This is a genomic window from Pseudomonas siliginis (assembly GCF_024072275.1).
Taxonomy (GTDB): domain Bacteria; phylum Pseudomonadota; class Gammaproteobacteria; order Pseudomonadales; family Pseudomonadaceae; genus Aquipseudomonas; species Aquipseudomonas siliginis.
On record NZ_CP099598.1, the window covers coordinates 1,979,170 to 1,996,086 of the forward strand.

Annotated in this window: 12 protein-coding genes; 3 read left to right on the forward strand and 9 right to left on the reverse strand. The window is 59.7% G+C overall.

All coding sequences use genetic code 11. The features are described from left to right. Positions 1-90: 90 nt before the first annotated feature. Together NF676_RS09440 and NF676_RS09445 are read right to left on the reverse strand one after the other, a co-directional pair. Positions 91-477 (reverse strand): hypothetical protein, encoded by a 387-nt coding sequence (locus NF676_RS09440; protein WP_217851028.1) that lies wholly within the window; start codon positions 475-477, stop codon positions 91-93. Then, entirely contained in the window at positions 474-5,330 is a 4,857-nt protein-coding gene (locus tag NF676_RS09445; protein ID WP_252887597.1) for an RHS repeat-associated core domain-containing protein, read from the reverse strand. The genes NF676_RS09440 and NF676_RS09445 overlap by 4 nt, the downstream gene beginning before the upstream one ends. Before the next feature lie 239 nt (positions 5,331-5,569). On the opposite strand from NF676_RS09445, the gene NF676_RS09450 reads away from it, so the two are divergent. Beyond that, on the forward strand, positions 5,570-6,265 hold the full coding sequence (locus NF676_RS09450; protein WP_252887598.1) for an HAD-IA family hydrolase: 696 nt from the start codon (positions 5,570-5,572) through the stop codon (positions 6,263-6,265). Between the two features lie 62 nt (positions 6,266-6,327). Here the strand turns inward: NF676_RS09450 and NF676_RS09455 are convergent, their stop codons facing one another. Continuing rightward, positions 6,328-7,074 (reverse strand): 3-oxoacyl-ACP reductase family protein, encoded by a 747-nt coding sequence (locus NF676_RS09455; RefSeq protein ID WP_056784118.1) that lies wholly within the window; start codon positions 7,072-7,074, stop codon positions 6,328-6,330. A 125-nt stretch (positions 7,075-7,199) separates the two neighbouring features. Between NF676_RS09455 and NF676_RS09460 the strand changes: the two genes are divergently transcribed. Further along, complete coding sequence (locus NF676_RS09460) at positions 7,200-8,123, forward strand: LysR family transcriptional regulator (RefSeq protein WP_252887599.1); 924 nt, start codon at positions 7,200-7,202, stop codon at positions 8,121-8,123. 107 nt (positions 8,124-8,230) lie between these two features. Here the strand turns inward: NF676_RS09460 and NF676_RS09465 are convergent, their stop codons facing one another. The 3 genes from NF676_RS09465 to NF676_RS09475 form a co-directional block, all read right to left on the reverse strand. Then, a complete protein-coding gene (locus tag NF676_RS09465) occupies positions 8,231-8,959 on the reverse strand; it encodes an aspartate/glutamate racemase family protein (RefSeq protein ID WP_252887600.1) in 729 nt (242 codons plus the stop codon). 54 nt (positions 8,960-9,013) lie between these two features. Beyond that, positions 9,014-10,552 (reverse strand): NCS1 family nucleobase:cation symporter-1, encoded by a 1,539-nt coding sequence (locus NF676_RS09470; RefSeq protein ID WP_252887601.1) that lies wholly within the window; start codon positions 10,550-10,552, stop codon positions 9,014-9,016. Positions 10,553-11,126: 574 nt separating this feature from the next. Continuing rightward, positions 11,127-11,867 carry a phosphoadenylyl-sulfate reductase gene (locus NF676_RS09475; protein ID WP_056784126.1) on the reverse strand — a complete coding sequence of 247 codons (741 nt, stop codon included), beginning with the start codon at positions 11,865-11,867 and terminating at the stop codon, positions 11,127-11,129. Positions 11,868-12,031: 164 nt separating this feature from the next. Here NF676_RS09475 and thrH point away from each other — a divergent pair, with 164 nt between their 5' ends. Beyond that, entirely contained in the window at positions 12,032-12,649 is a 618-nt protein-coding gene (gene thrH, locus NF676_RS09480) for a bifunctional phosphoserine phosphatase/homoserine phosphotransferase ThrH (RefSeq protein WP_252887602.1), read from the forward strand. Between the two features lie 94 nt (positions 12,650-12,743). Here the strand turns inward: thrH and pabB are convergent, their stop codons facing one another. From pabB to rloB, 3 genes are all read right to left on the reverse strand, one after another. Next, positions 12,744-14,087: an aminodeoxychorismate synthase component I gene (gene pabB, locus NF676_RS09485; RefSeq protein WP_252887603.1), complete on the reverse strand. Its 1,344-nt coding sequence runs from the start codon at positions 14,085-14,087 to the stop codon at positions 12,744-12,746. 303 nt (positions 14,088-14,390) lie between these two features. Continuing rightward, positions 14,391-15,377: an alpha-L-glutamate ligase-like protein gene (locus tag NF676_RS09490; RefSeq protein ID WP_056784132.1), complete on the reverse strand. Its 987-nt coding sequence runs from the start codon at positions 15,375-15,377 to the stop codon at positions 14,391-14,393. Further along, positions 15,377-16,912 (reverse strand): osmotic stress tolerance membrane protein RloB, encoded by a 1,536-nt coding sequence (gene rloB / locus NF676_RS09495; RefSeq protein WP_024012295.1) that lies wholly within the window; start codon positions 16,910-16,912, stop codon positions 15,377-15,379. Before rloB ends, NF676_RS09490 begins: the two co-directional genes overlap by 1 nt. Positions 16,913-16,917: the final 5 nt, after the last annotated feature.

The window sequence follows — 16,917 nt, forward strand, 5'->3', positions numbered from 1 at the left end:
GTGTTGGTTAATGCTCGGCCTGCGTTTTTCTAAATATTCACATGGGCGCCATTTGTCCATTCTGTCGTCACGAGATATGTCGTTCTTCCCCTAAGTCCCTATCCACTGTAAGAAAAATTCCCTCTGTAATTCTGGCGAGTTTGTTAGGTTTTCATTTTCGTAGTCAAATATCGACACTACGTCTTTTAGTGATGGTTCTGCTCCATTTGTCAATTCATAAGCTTTTAATCCAAGAGACATTTGTGATGATAAGCTCGAGGGGTGAACATTTAGCTTTGAGCCTTTGCAAAAAAAAGTTACTAGAGGGTTGTCCTTTCGGATCAAACCGAAACAATGATAAAAATTTTTGCCGGCATATGTTTTTGGCGATAAACCGTCCAGGTTTAGAGTTATGCTTATTTTCTCGCTATCGCAAATCAGAACTACATCTTTGATTGCATATTCTTTTTCTACGATAATTGTGAATTCCGAAATCATTTGTCAATTTTCCTATATGGATTCGGGATGGAGTAACCAAAGTCACGCCCATCATCAATAATTATCGTGGCGCCTAGAATATCTTCGTTTTTGATGATTTTTGGGACGGCGAATTCCTGTTCTCGGGAAAATTTGTATCGGTTTCCTAATTCTTGCTTCAAATCATAGCCATTGACTCTCTTCAAAGTATAAAGAAACCCGGTTTTTGTAAAAAAGCTGGTAGCAAACTCTTTTCCCACGTCTCGAGAGGGGGAGGTGCTGATAAAGCCGCTTGGAGGAAAATCGCTATCAATGGAGTGGAGGAATAAGTCCTCGCTGTCTCCCTTGCTTTTGAATCCGTTCACAAAAACATCGGACGGGTCTCTTGAATCTCCTCGGTACAGATATTCCTGCTTTTTCTTAGGCGCTGGTGCATCAGGCTCCCCCTCATCAACCTTAACCCCATCACTCGCCCCCGGAACCTCACACCCAGGCTTCTTCGGCGGTGGGCAATTGGACGTCAACCCCAACGGATCCACCCACCCCGTCGGATTCGGCACGTACTGGTACTGATTCAACCCACCCGCGAGCTTCACCGGGTCCGGCGTCAAATACCGCCCCAATCTCGGGTCGTAATACCGATGCCGGTTGTAATGCAGCCCACTTTCAACATCGAAATACTGCCCCTGAAAACGCAGCGGTTGGTCGAGGTAGTCTTCGCCGGCCAAGGTCACAGCGGCGACTTTGCCGTAGGCGTCGTATTGCGCGGACCAGACGATTTCGCCGCTGTAGTCGGTGAGTTCCTGCGGGGTGCCGAGGTGGTCGAGTTGGTAGTAGAACGGGCAGGCTTTTTTCGGGCCTTTGCCGTCGAGCATCGCCAGTGGGCGGAAGGTGCCGGGTTCGTAGAGGAAGCTGCGGTATTGCGTGGCGCTGCTTTCGGCGACGAGGTGTTCGCCTTGCCAGAAAAATTCGGTGACGGCGCCGTCGATTGTTTTGCGGATGCGCCGGCCGAAGGCGTCGTAGTGATAAGTGGCGGTCTGGCCGTCGGGGCGGGTCAGGCCGATCAGGCGGTGCTGGCAGTCGTAGCGGTATTCGGTGACCAGGGTCTGGCCGTGGCCACGGCGTTCGCGGATCAGGTTGCCGAAGGCGTCGTAGTCGTAATGACGGTCGCCCTGCATCAGTAGGCGATTGCCCTTGATCTGCGCAGGGCCGGGGCGGTCCTGCATCAGCAGGTTGCCGGCCGGGTCGTGGGCGAAGGATTCGGGCAGTTCGTCGCGCGAGTGACGGACGCGGATCAACCGGTCGAGGGCGTCGTAGCCGTAGGTGCGCTGGCCGTGGCGGCTGTCGGCGATGTGCTCGAGATTGCCGTTGGCGCTGTAGGCATAATCGCGGCGGTACAGCGAGGCGTGGCGATGGCCTACAGCGTGGGCGAGCAAGCGGCCCTGATCGTCGTAGGAGTATTCGCTGAGCAGCAAGCCTTGCTGGCGTTGCTGTTCACGACCGGACTGGTAGACGTGGCGCGTGAGCGGCGTGCCGTTGAGGTCGATGGCGCTCAGCGCACCGCCCTTGGCATAGTGATAGTCGAGCTTGCTGTTGTCCGGCAGGCGCAGGCGTTTGAGCTGACCGCAGGCGTCATAGGCGTAGCGCAAGGTGCCCCAGCCCTGATGCTCGGTGATCAGCCGGTCCTGACGGTCATACTCGAAGGCCAGCGGATGGTTTTGCCCGTCATCAACGGCAACCAAGCGCCCGAGGCGGTCGTAGTCGTAGCGGATCTTGGCGCCATCGGGCAGGGTTTTGACCCGCAAGCGCCCGGCCTTATCGCGCTGGTAGTGGGTGACCAGCGATAAACCCTGCTCGCCAAACTCGGTCTTCTCCAGCAGGTGCCCGTTGAGGTCGTAGGCATACGCCGTGCGCCGCCCATCAAACCCGGTTTCCTGTCGGATCAATCCGGTCGGCGTGTAATCCAGGCAGTATTTTTCCCCTGACTCGTTTTCAATTTCGGTCAGCAGCAACCGCGCATGGTCGTAGCGGTACTGCACGCGGGTGCCGTCGGGATTGATCCGTCGCGAGACCAGGTGCAAATCATCGTCATATTCGTAGCGGGTAATGCGCCCGAGTTCATCGCGCTCAGCGGTGATCTGGCCGTAGGCGCCGTAGCTGTAGGCGCGCGTGCTGCCCGTAGGAGAAGTCGTCAGGATCAGTCGGCCGGCCGCGTCCCACTGCTGACGACTGACAACACCAAATTCGTCCTGGGTGGTAATCCGCCGGCCCAGCGCATCGTAGGAAAAACGCCGCACGCCGCCGTCCGGCAGGGTTTCTTCGATGAGCTGGCCGAGCTCGTTCCACACCCAGCGGTGGCGGCTGCTGTCCGGATAGCGCAGCGACAGCAATTGGCCGCGCAGGTTGTAGTAGTAATGGGTGACCTGGCCGTCGGGATCGACCGCTTCGGTGACGGCGCCTTCAGCGTTGCGCCGATAGATCCACACCGCATCACCACGGCAACGCTTGTAGAGAAAACCGTTGCGGTACTCGTAGGACGTTGGTGCATCGTCCGGCGGAATCAGCGCGATCAGCCGTCCGACCTCGTCGTAGCGGTATTCGGTAACCGCGCCCAACGCATCCTGCTCGGCGATCAACCGGCCCTGCTGGTCATAGGCCTTGAGCTGCTCACCTCCATCGGCCGTGACCTGCCGCACCAGCCGCGCGCGCTCGTCGTGGACGTAGACTTCTTCGGTACCGTCGACGTAATGCACTGTCACGCTGGCGTCGTCATCGTTCCAGACGTAACGGGTGTTCATCTGCGAGAACGACGCCCAGTGCCTCACGCAGCGGGCGGCTTTGCCCTCGCGCTGCCACTCCCAGAAGAAGCTCGCGCCGCCAGTCAACTGGCGCTGGAGGATGACGTGGTGGTCGTCGTAGTCGTAGCGCTCGCTGTCGCCGACCGCGTTGGTCGCGGTCAGCAGGCGTTGCCGGGCATCGAAGCTGTAGGTGGCGAGGTTTTCCTCGGTGATCCACTCGCCCTGGACGAACACCTGATAATCAATCGCCACCAGCTGCGCGCGGTCATAACGCAACAGCAATGAGCGGCCGGCGCCGTTGTCCAGACGCTGAATGCGGTCGGAGCGATCGCGTTGCAGGGTCAGACGATTGCCGTAGACATCGCTGATTGCGGTCAGCCGGCCGGCGCGAAAGTGGTAGAAGCGCGCGTTTTCCCCGGCCAGGGCGAGGATCAGTTCTTCCGGTTCATCACCGAGAAAGATCGCCGCCCGCGACAGGCTGTTGTGAATCGCCGGACGCGCGACGTTGGGCAGGGGAAACCGAGTGCGGCGGTTTTCGTGGTCGATCCAGATCACGCCATCGCCGTCGAAGGACAGGCGATGGGCCAGCGTGTGGCTCCAGCCGAAACCCAGGCCCATATCGATCTCGACCGCGCTGCTGCGGTACAAGCGGGTGAACTCGAAGGGCAGCACGCCATCGAGCACCGCGTCGGTCAGGGTCAGCAGTTCTTCGCCGGTGACCATCGACACCGGGCAGCCGTTTTTGCAGGTATTGGGGACGCAGTCGGCGGCGTCGCCGTTGGGGTTTTTCGCCTGGTCGGGGGCGTCGTCGTGGGGCTCGTGGCGCTCAAGGCGCGCCATGCCCTGGGATTTTTCCCGCGCGAGCGGCGCCGGATTCGGCACGCGGAGCACCACCGCGTCGGCCTGACGAATGTTCAGCGGAATCGATGGCGTCGGCTTCAGCTCCACTTCGCGGGCATGGAACATCAGCGGCTTCAGCGTGCTCGCGTGCTGTTTGAGTTCCGGTGTCGAAGTCAGCTCAGCCAGACGCAAGGCTGAGGCGGCCAGCCACTCCCGCGCCCTTGGCGATTTGATCTTCGCCAGGACCTTGCTGCTCAAACGCAGCGATACGCCGGCACCGCCCGCCACGCGCATCAACAGGAAGCTGATCAGCAACTCGGTGCGAACTTCGGCCACCACCTCGGCGAGGTATTGCGGCGGCAGCATTTTTAGCCAACTGGTGAACGCGGCCAGATGAATGAACAACAACGGCTCGTCGCTGAGCATCAACAAGGCGTTGGCGATCGCTTCGTTTGAAGCGGCAAGCAGCGCCTCGAGTTCGACTTCACTCAGGTATTCGAGGAGCTTTGCGCTGTGCTCCTGCAGATCGGCAAGTAGGGCGAACAGCTGTTGAATGTCATCCCAGACGCCATTCAGGGCTTTTTCCAGGCCGCGCCAATCGGCCCGCTGCAACTGCCCGTAACGATCAAGAAAACCGGCGCTGGAAAACTCCGTCCACTGCGGCTGGAAGCCTGTCCATTCGCTGCGCAGCCAGCCTTCAAGGCCGGCAATGACCCCTTCATATGAGGCATACAGGGCGCGGACATGGGCGGAGGAAACGTTGGGAAAGAAGGTGACGCGATAGCGCTGGCCGCGCATGCAATCGGTCACCTCGAGGATCCCGCTCGGGCCAATGGTGTAGCGCTTTGGTTCGCCGAAGGTCAGCACGCCGTCGACGTCGCTGAGCAGCGGTTCGAGGGTCACCGGGGTGTCGCCGATCGGTACGAAGCGCGCTGCTTCAAACAGATGCACCAGGGTCAGCGGTCCGCTGGCCGAACACATGACCACCGATGAACTGACAGGTGCGCGCGAAGTGATCGGCGCGCTCAGTTGTACGTCATTGCCAACCTTGAACACCTGCTCGATGTCCAGCGCCGTCCCCGTCCAGAATTGCTCGGCCCAGGCGTCGTAGTTGTTCAGGCACAGGCGGAACTCGTCGATCAGCGCTTCAAAATCTGGCTGCTTCGGATTCAGGGCGGCCACCACCAGCAGTCCGATGCTGTTGTTCAGGGCCAGGAGCTGATCGGGTTGAAACATTCGCAGTCGCTCGCGCATATGAAGAAACGGGAGCGCGGACTTTGCGGGGGATCAAAAAGGAAAGAAGTCGGGGAAGTAGGCAGTGTCTGTAGGAGTTTTCGCTAAATGCGAAAGGGCGTCGATGGCATTGCCCGTTGCTCAATGTCCATCGGCCTCGCTATGCTGCTGAACCCATTAATCAGATCCGCGTTGCGGCACGCTGCCTGTCGCCCGGGATGTCTTTGTTAACGGATCCGATGATGAATGCACCGCTGAAGACGTTCGGCCCGATCAAGGCCGTGATTTTCGATATGGACGGTTTGCTGCTCGACACCGAGGGCATTTACACCGAGGTCACCTCGCTGATTGCCGGGCGCTACGGGAAAACCTTCGACTGGAGCGTCAAACAAAACATCATTGGTCGCGGTGCCAATGATCTGGCCAATTACGTGGTGCAGGCGCTGGAACTACCGATCAGCCCGGAAGAATTCCTGCAGATTCGCGAGCCGCTGATGCGCGAGCGTTTTCCCAAGGCGCAGGCGATGCCGGGGGCCGAAGCGCTGGTGCGTCACCTCAAGGCGCACAACATCCCGATCGCGGTCGGCACCAGTTCGTCGCGCCAGTCGTTCGGGCAGAAAACCACCTTGCACCGTGAGTGGTTTGCGCTGTTCGATTTCATCGTCACGGCGGACGATCCGGAAGTCGGCGCGGCCAAACCGGCGCCGGATATTTTCCTCACCGCTGCCAGGCGTCTGGGCGTCGCGCCCGGGGATTGTCTGGTGTTCGAGGATTCGCCGTTCGGCGTCACCGCCGCGAAAGCGGCAGGCATGACCGCAATCGCCATCCCCGACGCAGCGATGGCTGATGAGAAATATGCTCACGCTGACGGCATTATTCGTTCGCTGAAAGACTTCAGGCCCAGCGCCTTTGGCTTACCGATGCTGGAGCTGGCTTGACCGTCCGCACAAAAACGCCGTCCTTCCTGTAAAAAAGGGCGGCGTTTTTTCTTGCCGGTCTGTCAGGCGCCGAAACCACCGTCGATGGTCAGGCTGGCACCGGTGATGTAACCGGCTTCCGGCCCGGCCAGGTAGGCGACGAAGCTGGCGATTTCATCGGCGGTGCCGTAACGACCGACGGCCATCAGCGGGATCAGGCTGTCGGCGAATTCGCCATGGGCCGGGTTCATGTCGGTGTCGACCGGGCCAGGTTGCACGTTGTTGATGGTGATGCCGCGAGGGCCGAGGTCGCGGGCTAGGCCTTTGGTCAGGCCGACCAGTGCCGATTTGCTCATCGCGTAGACACCGCCACCGCCGAAGGGCATGCGGTCGGCGTTGGTGCTGCCGATGTTGATGATCCGCGAGCCTTCGCCCATGTGTTTCGCCGCTTCCTGGGACGCAATGAACACGCTGCGCACGTTGATGGCCAGGGTCTGATCGAAGTCTTCGAGTTTGAAGTCTTCCAGCGGCGCGATGGCCAGTACGCCGGCGTTGTTGACCAGAATGTCCAGGCGTCCAAACGCTTCGACGGTGGCGCTGACGGCGTGGCGAATCGCGCTGGCATCGGCGCTGTCTGCCTTGATCGCCAAGGCTTTGCCGCCGTTGCCAGTGATGCTGTTCTGCAGTTCTTCAGCTTTGGCGGCGGAGCTGACGTAGGTGAAAGCGACAGCGGCGCCTTCAGCGGCCAGACGTTTGACGATGGCCGCGCCGATGCCGCGCGAACCGCCTTGAATCAGAGCGACCTTGCCGCTGAGGTGTTGAGTGGTCATGTTCGATCTCCAAGTGTTCAAGGCGGAATGCCTTGGTGTTGGTGCCGAGTATCGGCCTGGTATCGACAACCGGGTAGACCATGATTGCTATAGTCTGTGTAAACCAGAAGTTTATAGTGGCGATCATGGAAACATTCAGCAGTATCGAATGCTTTGTGCGCAGCGCCGAAGTCGGCAGCTTTGCCGAAGCCGCGCGACGCTTGAGCCTGACCCCGGCGGCGGTCGGCAAGAGCGTGGCGAAACTGGAAGCGCGGCTTGGCGTGCGGCTGTTCCAGCGTAGTACACGCAGCCTGACGTTGACCGAAGCGGGGCAGCTGTTTTTGAGTGAAGTCAGCGCCAGCCTGACCACCATCCAGAATGCCGTAGCCAATCTGGCCAGTGCCGGCGGGCAACCGGCCGGCACGCTGAAAGTCAGCATGGGTACGGTGTTTGGTCGTCTGTATATCGTGCCACTACTCGGTGAGTTTCTGCGGCGTTATCCGGCGATCAACCCGGACTGGCATTTCGATAACCGCCAGGTCGACCTGATCGGGCAGGGCTTCGACGCGGCGATTGGCGGCGGCTTTGAACTGCCACAAGGCGTGGTTGCGCGCAGGCTGACACCGGCGCATCGGGTGTTGGTGGCATCGGAGGACTATCTGCAAAAACATGCGCCGATCAGGCATCCCGATGACCTCAGGCAACACGACGGCATTCTGATTCGCTCACCGCAGACCGGGCGCGTGCGTTCCTGGCAACTGACTCACCGCGATCAGCAACACAGTCCGCTGACATTGCGGACGCGGATGACCATGAGTGATTCCGAGGCTGCCTGTGCAACGGCGATGCAAGGTTTGGGCATTGCGCTGGTGAGCATGCCGTTTGCGGTCGCGTATCTTCAGGCAGGGACGTTACAGCGGGTGCTGCCGGAATGGTTTGTCGATGACGGCAACATTTCGATCTATTACGCCGAGCACAAATTGTTGCCGGGCAAGACCCGGGCGTTTGTGGATTTCGTGATTGAACAGTTTGATGAGCAGGGACTGGGGCGGCGGTTTAGTGCCATCTAAGTAAGGCTTGGGACCGAGTCGTTTGCATTCGCGAGCAGGCTCGCTCCCACAGGGGAACGCATTCCAAATGTAGGAGTGAGCCTGCCCGCGATGAACGATAACGCGGTCTATCGAGCAAAGCGCTGCGCCCAACCAACAATATTCTTCGGCCGTGGCGTCGCATAAGTCCGCACCTTGGACGTCGACAACTTCAAACGCACCAGCGACTCGGCAATCATCACGGCGGCTGTCACGCCATCCACCACCGGCACGCCGGTGCGCCGGCGGATCTGCTCGTCCAGTCCGGCCATGCCGCCGCAGCCCAGGCAAATCACCTCGGCCTTGTCATGGGTCACCGCCAGTTCGGCCTGCTGCACGATCGCTTCCAGCGCGCGCTGCGGTTCGTGTTCAAGCTCCAAAACCGCCAGACCACTGGCGCGCACCGAGGCACAGCGATCCCACAGACCGGACAATTTCAGCCGATCCTCGATTAGCGGCACGGTGCGATCCAGTGTGGTCACCACCGAGTAGGCATGGCCGAGAAACATCGCGGTGCTGGCCGCCGCGTCAGTGATATCCACCACTGGCACGTTGAGCAGTTCCTGCAAGCCTTCGCGGCCATGTTCGCCGTAGCCGGCCTGGATCACCGCATCGAAGGGTTGATCGTAAGACATCACTCGATCCATCACGGCGATGGCGGCCAGGTAACTTTCGAAATTGCCTTCAATCGATTCGGCGCCGAAGTACGGCGTCAGGCCGACGATTTCGGTACCGGGCGAAGCGACGGCCTGCGCCGAGCGGGCGATGGCGTCGGTGATGGATTCGGTGGTGTTGACGTTGACCACGAGAATACGCATGGAAAATCCTTATTGCGGGCAGTGGTGCGGCCCGAAAACCGGGCCGCGAAGGGATCAGTGGCTGACGTTATCCACAGCGATGCACTCGCCGCTGACGTCGGCGTAATGGGTGTGGCGTTTGGCGACGATCAGGTAAAGCATGCCGGCGATGCCGGCACCGATCAGCCAGGAGAACGGTGAGACGCTGTGGAAACCGGGCACCAGCGCCAGGATGATGGCGATCAGCGCTGCAGGAATAAACGCCGCCACCGCGCGGAAATTGATGCCACGGCTGTAGTAATAAGCGCCGTTGGGATCTTCGCTGTAGAGCTGCGGCACGTTGATCCGGCCTTTGCGGATCAGCCAGTAGTCGACCATGATCACCCCGTACAACGGGCCGAGCAGGGCGCCGAGGCCCGACAGGAAATACACGATCACCAGCGGGCTGTTGTAGAGGTTCCACGGCAGGATCAGCACGGCGATGGTCGCGCTGATCAACCCGGCGCGGCGGAAGGTCAGGTACTTCGGCGCCAGGTTGCTGAGGACGAACGCCGGGGCGACGAAGTTGGCCATGATGTTCACCGCAACGGTGACGATCAGAAAAGCCAGGCAGCCGAGCACCAGAAAGAACGTGTTGGGGATTGAAGCGATGATTTCGGTCGGGCTTTCGATGATTCGCCCGTTGATCTGGAACTGCGCGCCACACAGCAACACGGTAATCGCGGCGAATACCAGAATGTTCACCGGCAAGCCCCAGAAATTTCCCACCTTGATGGTTTTGCGGCACGGCGAAGAACGGGCGAAGTCGCAGAAATTGAGGATCAGCGTGCCGTAGATCGCCAGCCACGACGCGCCGCCGGCAAAGATGTTGCGCCACATCTCGCCACCGGTCAGCGGCTCGCGGATCGACCAGGCAATGGTCGCGTTGGCCTGGAAGTACATCCACCCGGCGAGCGCAGCAACGGTCAGCAGAATCACCGGCCCGGCAAATGCCTCGTAACGGCGCACCATCTCCATGCCGTAGGCGAGGATCGCCAGTTGCACCAGCCAGATTGCTACAAAGCACACCCAGCCCAGACTCGACAGGCCCAGAATTGAGTCGTGATCGTATTCGGCAAAGCCGGGATGCACGGCGGTCAGCAGGACGCGGAATACCACCGAGGCGAGGTACGTCTGAATACCGAACCAGGCGATGGCGATAACCGGCCTGATCAATGCAGGAATTTGCGCACCGTGGATGCCAAAACTGATCCGGCTGATCACCGGAAACGGCACCCCGGTTTTCTGCCCCATGTACCCGGACAGGTTCATGAAGAAGTACACCAGCGCCGCGCCGATCCCCAGTGACAAGAGGATTTGCCAGCCGCCCAGACCCAGTGCATACAAGCCGATGGCGAACGAGTAGTTGGCGATGTTGTGCACATCATTCGTCCACAGGGCGAAGATGCTGTACTGGCCCCAGCGCCGCCCTTCGGCTTTGGTCGGCGCCAGATCGCTGTTGTGCAGACGCGGGCTCAGTTGCAGCGGCTCGCTCAGTCCGTCATCGGGCAACGGTTGATCAAGCGTGGAGGAGGGCAGATTCAGCGCGATGTTATTCGAAAGACTTGTACGCATTCCGGCAGGCTCCTGACGTTCACTCCCGCGATGACTGTGCATGAGCGCTCAGGCTCGACAAATCTTCGTCGCGACGGTGAAGGCATCAATGGTTACGGGGCATCTGCAGCCTGTACGGGATAGGGCGCTTCAGGCTTGCGGATCGAAAGTGTGCATGTTTTGCAGTTTTGTATACAAAACATGTATGCGATAAAGCCAGATTTGTGCCAGTTGCCAATCTATAAGCGCCAGGGCTCATTTCGAATAGTTATCAATGCGGGGTAAGTGACTGAAAAACCGGCGATATAAATTGATCGATTGGACAGGTATTTTTTTTGGAGGAGGGATTTTGCAGGGGGCGCACGCAGACGGGATTCTGCTGGGGGATGTAACTTTTCAGGGCGTAAAAACAGAAAGTGCACACATAAATGGCACCGATGGTGACAACCTTGTGTACACCTTTTGCGTGCCCGGCACATATCAATGTGGGAGCGAGCCTGCTCGCGAATGCGGTGTATCAGGCAACTGAAACGTTGACTGGAACTGCGCTTTCGCGAGCAGGCTCGCTCCCACAGGTCTTTCTATAAATGGGGGATCAGACCTTGCTCTTGCTGATGATATTCCCCGCATGCAACCCGCATTCTTTCTGCGTGGCTTCTTCCCACCACCAGCGGCCTTCACGCTCGTGCTGGTTCGGCAGCACCGGGCGGGTGCAGGGTTCGCAGCCGATGCTGATGAAGCCGCGCTCGTGCAGGCTGTTGTACGGCAGTTCGAGCATGCGGATGTAACCCCAGATCTCTTCGCTGGTCATCTGCGCCAACGGGTTGAACTTGTACAGAGTGCGTTCCGGTGTCGAGAACGCCGTGTCGATTTCCAGCACCGCCACAGCGCTGCGGGTGCCCGGGCTCTGGTCGCGGCGCTGGCCGGTGGCCCAGGCTTTGACGTCGGACAGCTTACGGCGAAGCGGCTCGATCTTGCGGATGCCGCAGCATTCGCCGTGGCCGTCCCTGTAGAAACTGAACAGGCCTTTTTCCTTCACGAACGGTTCGAGTTTCGTGTAGTCCGGCGAGACGATTTCAATATCGATCTTGTAATGCTCGCGCACCTGCTCGATGAAGCGGTAGGTCTCCGGATGCAGGCGGCCGGTGTCGAGGCTGAAGACTTTGACGTTCTTGTTCAGCTTCCACGCCATGTCCACCAGCACCACGTCCTCGGCGCCGCTGAAAGATATCCACAAGTCATCGCCGAACTCGGCGAAGGCGAGCTTGAGGATGTCCTGGGCGGATTTGTTGGCATAGGTCGTGGCGAGTTCCACGACGTCGAACGTTGGGCTCATCAGGGCGGCTTCCTACAGGTCAATGGCGCTCGGGCGCTCTATAGGGGGCCGATGGTAACAAAAAGCTGCCGCGGCCGGGGCGTCCTCTGCGTTGCGCGCGTCTGGTGCAGACGCTAGAGTTCGGCCTCGCTCGACTCAATAATCACTACAAACGGGAGTGTCTTGTGGAAATTGCTTGCCTGGATCTTGAAGGGGTACTGGTACCGGAAATCTGGATCGCCTTCGCCGAAAAAACCGGAATCGACGCCCTCAAGGCTACCACCCGGGACATTCCCGATTACGACGTATTGATGAAGCAGCGCCTGCGCATCCTCGATGAGCACGGCCTCAAGCTTGCGGACATTCAGGAAGTGATCGCGACACTGAAACCGCTGGACGGCGCGGTGGAGTTCGTCAACTGGCTGCGCGAGCGTTTCCAGGTGGTGATTCTCTCGGACACCTTTTATGAGTTTTCACAGCCACTGATGCGCCAACTGGGCTTCCCGACCTTGCTTTGCCATCGCTTGATCACTGACGACAGCGGGCGGGTGACCAGCTATCAACTGCGTCAGAAAGATCCCAAGCGTCAGTCGGTGCTGGCGTTCAAGAGCCTGTACTACCGGGTGATCGCGGCGGGGGATTCATACAACGACACGACCATGCTCGGCGAGGCGGACGCGGGGATTCTGTTTCATGCGCCGGACAACGTGATTCGCGAGTTTCCGCAGTTCCCGGCGGTGCATACGTTTGAAGAGCTGAAGCAGGAATTTCTCAAGGCCTCTAATAGAGAGTTGAGTTTGTAGTTGTCTGGAAGGACGTCTTCGCGAGCAGGCTCGCTCCCACATTTGGAATACATTTCCCTGTGGGAGCGAGCCTGCTCGCGAAGCTTTTAAGTTTTTAGAGGTTTTGCAGGGTATCGAGCAGGATCCGCACTTTGGTCATCGACTCCTGATACTCCGCCTGCCAGTCCGAATCGGCGACGATCCCGCCGCCGCCCCAGCAGCACACCTGGCCATCTTTGACCAACAGACTGCGAATAGCGATGGAGCTGTCCATCTCACCGCGCACGTCCAGGTACAGCAACGATCCGCAATACAAACCGCGCCGGGTCGGCTCCAGCTCGTCGATGATCTGCATCGCCCGAATCTTCGGTGCGCCGGTGATTGAGCCGCCGGGGAAGCTGCCGGCGATCAGGTCGAGCGCATCACGATCCGCCGCCAGTTCACCGGTCACGCTGCTGACCAGATGATGCACATTCGGATAGCTCTCCAGACTGAACAACTCCGGCACCCGCACCGAGCCGATGCGGCAAGTGCGCCCGAGGTCGTTGCGCAGCAGGTCGACGATCATCAGGTTTTCCGCGCGATCCTTGGGGCTGGCCAGCAGTTCGGCGGCGTTGGCGGCGTCTTTGGCTGGAGTCACGCCGCGAGGGCGAGTCCCCTTGATCGGTCGGGTTTCGACCTGACGCTGGCTGACTCTGACGAAACGTTCCGGTGACAGACTCAGCACCGCGCCGCCGTCGGGCAGGCTCTGGAAACCGGAGAACGGCGTCGGGCAGGCCTGGCGCAATGCGCAATAGGCCAGCCATGGATCGCCCAGACATTCGGCACGGAAGCGTTGCGCAAAGTTGACCTGATAGCAGTCGCCGGCCTGGATATAGTCCTGAATGCGTTCGAACGCCTGACGGTAATCGTCGGCCGAAATATCAGCGGCCATGGGGGCGTTCAGTTTGAATGGCGCCAGCGCGTCAAATTGAGGCTGAGTGAACAGCGCGACCAATCGCTGCCGTTCACTGTCGACAAGCGAAGGATGAAAGACCAGTTGGCTGGTTTGCGCGTGGTGATCACTGATCAGCGCCCAGTCGTACAGGCCAAAACGCGCATCGGGCAGTTGCAGGTCATCCAGCGCCTGACTCGGCAGGTTTTCCAGATGCCGGCCGAAGTCGTAGCTCAAATAGCCGATCAATCCACCGGCGAATGGTAATTCATACCCGGCAGGCAACTGCGCTTCGCCCAAGCGGCTGAGATGGTCACGCAGGCGCTGGAGGAAATGCGCACCGCTTTCCTCCGGCAACACCGCCAGTTGTTCCAGCGGCCAGGCGCTCAACAAGTCATAACGGCCGCGTTCAGCGCTCGGCCGGCCGCTGTCGAGCAGCACGGCGCCGGGTGCGTTGCGAATGGCCGCGAAATAGTCGGCCGGATTGGCGCGGTAGGGCAGTGGGTGTACGGAGCAGGTCAGCATGGGCGGGGCAGATCGGCCGTTGAGGCGGGGTGGGGATTGTAGTCCTCTGCGCTGCCAGATCAAAGTCAAAAGCCTCCCCCTCACCCCAACCCTCTCACCCAAGGGGGCGAGGGGGAAAGGGAGCAGATCGGGGGCTTTTCAAAACTTGGGTTCGGCTCGATATCTTGGGGGAGGGAGCCGATCTTCATGCTTTTCAAAGCTTGAGTTCGACTCAAGACGTTCAGGTCGGCGTACCTCCAACATCCACCTCGGTCAGTCCCCTCTCCCTTTGGGAGAGGGTTAGGGTGAGGGGCTCTTGAGCTTTTAGCCTTCGACAGCTGGAATATGCCCAAACATCTCCTGGGTAAACGCCACCCGCTCTTCAACCGACTCCGTCACGCCCCGCGCCTTCAGCTCTTCCAGCCGCGCTTCAACCGCGTGGGTACGCAAGGTCAGGCCGCAATCGTTGGCGATCTGAATGTTCAGCCCCGGCCGCGCATTCAGCTCGAGGATCAGCGGGCCTTTTTCCTGATCAAGCACCATGTCCACGCCGATATAACCCAGCCCGCACAGCTCATAGCAGCCGGCGGCGAGTTTCATGAAACCGTCCCAGTAGGGCAGTTGCACGCCATCCACCGCGTTGGTGGTGTCGGGGTGTTTGGTGATGATGTTGTTCAGCCAGGTGCCGCGCAGAGTAAGGCCGGTGGCCAGATCGACGCCGACGCCAATGGCGCCCTGGTGCAGGTTGGCCTTGCCGCCGGACTGGCGGGTCGGCAGACGCAACATCGCCATGACCGGGTAACCCATCAGCACGATGATGCGGATGTCCGGCACGCCTTCGTAGCTGATGCTTTTGAAGATCTGGTCCGGGGTCACACGGTATTCGATCAGCGCGCGGTCGCGGTGGCCGCCCAGCGAGTACAGGCCGGTGAGGATGCTGGAGATGTGATGTTCCAGCTCCTCGTGGGCGAGGATCTTGCCCGACACCGTGCGATAGCGGCCTTCGAAGCGGTCGGCGATGACGATGATGCCGTCGCCACCCGCGCCCTGCGCCGGTTTGATCACGAAGTCGCTGCGCCCGCCGATGATCTCGTCGAGCTTGTCGATTTCCTTTTCGGTGGAGATCACCCCGTACAGCTCCGGCACATGAATGCCGGCGGCGATGGCGCGTTCCTTGGTGAGGATCTTGTCATCGACGATCGGGTACAGGCTGCGCTTGTTGTACTTGAGCACGTAGTCCGCGTTTCGGCGGTTGATGCCCATGATGCCGCGCGCCTCGAGGGCCTTCCAGGTCTTCCAGAAACCGAACATCAGGCGTCAGCCTTCTTCAGGAAGGCCTTGAAACGTACCAGTTCGGTCAGGCGGTAGCCGCGATAGCGACCCATCGCCAGCATGAAACCGACCAGAATCAGCAGGATCGCCGGGAAGGTAAACACGAAGTACACCAGCTCCGGCACGGTCATGATCAGGTGCGCCAGGGAGGCGGCGAACAGCGTGCCGATGGCGACTTTCAGCGCATGGTTGGCGCCGCGTTCTTCCCAGGTGATCGACAGACGTTCGATGGTCATGGTCAGAATCACCATCGGGAACAGCGCCACCGACAAGCCACGCTCAAGCCCCAGCTTGTGGCTGAACAGACTGATCGCCGCAATCAACACCACCACGAACGTCAGCACCACCGACAGGCGCGGCAGCATTTGCAGCTTCAGATGTTCGAGATACGAGCGCAATGACAGGCCCAGCGCCGTGATCACTGTGAACAGCAGGATGCCGAAGCCCAGCTGCGTTTCGCGGAAGGCGAGGGCGATCAGCACCGGGGTGAATGTGCCGAGGGTCTGCAGGCCGACCAGGTTACGCAGGATCAGGATCACCAGCACGCCGATCGGGATCATCACCATGATCATGAAGGTCTGCTGGGTCTGCAGCGGCAAGCCGTACAGCGAGTAATCGAGGAAGTTGGCGTCAGTGTTTTCGTCGGTCAGCTTGGCCAGACGAATCGCGTTCATCTCGCTGTTGTTCAAGCTGAAGGTCACGTTGGCTTTCTTGCCACCGTCGACGGTGATCAGGTTTTCGTCGCCGGTCCACCACAGCAGGCGATCGGTCGGCAGGCCTTGCTCACCGGTTTCCGGGTTGAAGTACAACCAGTCGTTGCCGTTGAAGCTGCGCAGCCACAGTTCGGGAGTCTGAGGCTGATCGGCGACGAGGCGGATGGTGTGGACTTTTTCTACCGGAACGTGGGCAATCGACAGCAGCAGTTCGACGATCTTGGCTTTGTGCGAAGTCGACGGATCGCCGGCCAGCAGCAATTTGACGTTGTCGTCGTTGACGTTGTTGACGCGCTTGATCGCCTCGCCAATAAAGGTTTCGACGTCGGCCGAATGTTGGCGGATCGGCGCGAGCAGGGCTTCGGCGGCGATTTTTTCCGGGCCTTCGATGACCATGCTGTCACGGAAGGTCGGGCCTTTGACCTTGGATTTTTCCGCGGTGTAGCGCTTGGTCAGCACCAGACGGTAATACAGCGTCTGATTGCCCTTGGCGCGACGGGCCGACCAGGTCACCTTGCGGTTGCCGTCGATGCGGTTGACCGCGACGCCGTAGTTATTGGAGATGAAGCTTTCGTTGAGGCTCACGTAATCGCGGCTCAACGGCGGCACGAACATCTGGATCTTCACCGGATCTTTGGTGCTGGCGACGAACTCGACCTTGGCGTCGATGTTCCACAGGTCGTCGGTGGCGTCTTCGGTCACCGGGATGCCGAGCACGAAAATCTGATAGGCCGTAACCGAAACGCCCAGCAGCACCAGCACGGCGATCAGGATTTTCAGGTGGAAGGTTAGAGAACGCATGGAAA

Coding starts and splice junctions, on each gene's coding strand:
- NF676_RS09440 (WP_217851028.1), bottom strand. CDS start 477: ATGATTTCGGAATTCACAATTATCGTAGAAAAAGAATATGCAATCAAA.
- NF676_RS09445 (WP_252887597.1), bottom strand. CDS start 5,330: ATGTTTCAACCCGATCAGCTCCTGGCCCTGAACAACAGCATCGGACTG.
- NF676_RS09450 (WP_252887598.1), top strand. CDS start 5,570: ATGAATGCACCGCTGAAGACGTTCGGCCCGATCAAGGCCGTGATTTTC.
- NF676_RS09455 (WP_056784118.1), bottom strand. CDS start 7,074: ATGACCACTCAACACCTCAGCGGCAAGGTCGCTCTGATTCAAGGCGGT.
- NF676_RS09460 (WP_252887599.1), top strand. CDS start 7,200: ATGGAAACATTCAGCAGTATCGAATGCTTTGTGCGCAGCGCCGAAGTC.
- NF676_RS09465 (WP_252887600.1), bottom strand. CDS start 8,959: ATGCGTATTCTCGTGGTCAACGTCAACACCACCGAATCCATCACCGAC.
- NF676_RS09470 (WP_252887601.1), bottom strand. CDS start 10,552: ATGCGTACAAGTCTTTCGAATAACATCGCGCTGAATCTGCCCTCCTCC.
- NF676_RS09475 (WP_056784126.1), bottom strand. CDS start 11,867: ATGAGCCCAACGTTCGACGTCGTGGAACTCGCCACGACCTATGCCAAC.
- pabB (WP_252887603.1), bottom strand. CDS start 14,087: ATGCTGACCTGCTCCGTACACCCACTGCCCTACCGCGCCAATCCGGCC.
- NF676_RS09490 (WP_056784132.1), bottom strand. CDS start 15,377: ATGTTCGGTTTCTGGAAGACCTGGAAGGCCCTCGAGGCGCGCGGCATC.
- rloB (WP_024012295.1), bottom strand. CDS start 16,912: ATGCGTTCTCTAACCTTCCACCTGAAAATCCTGATCGCCGTGCTGGTG.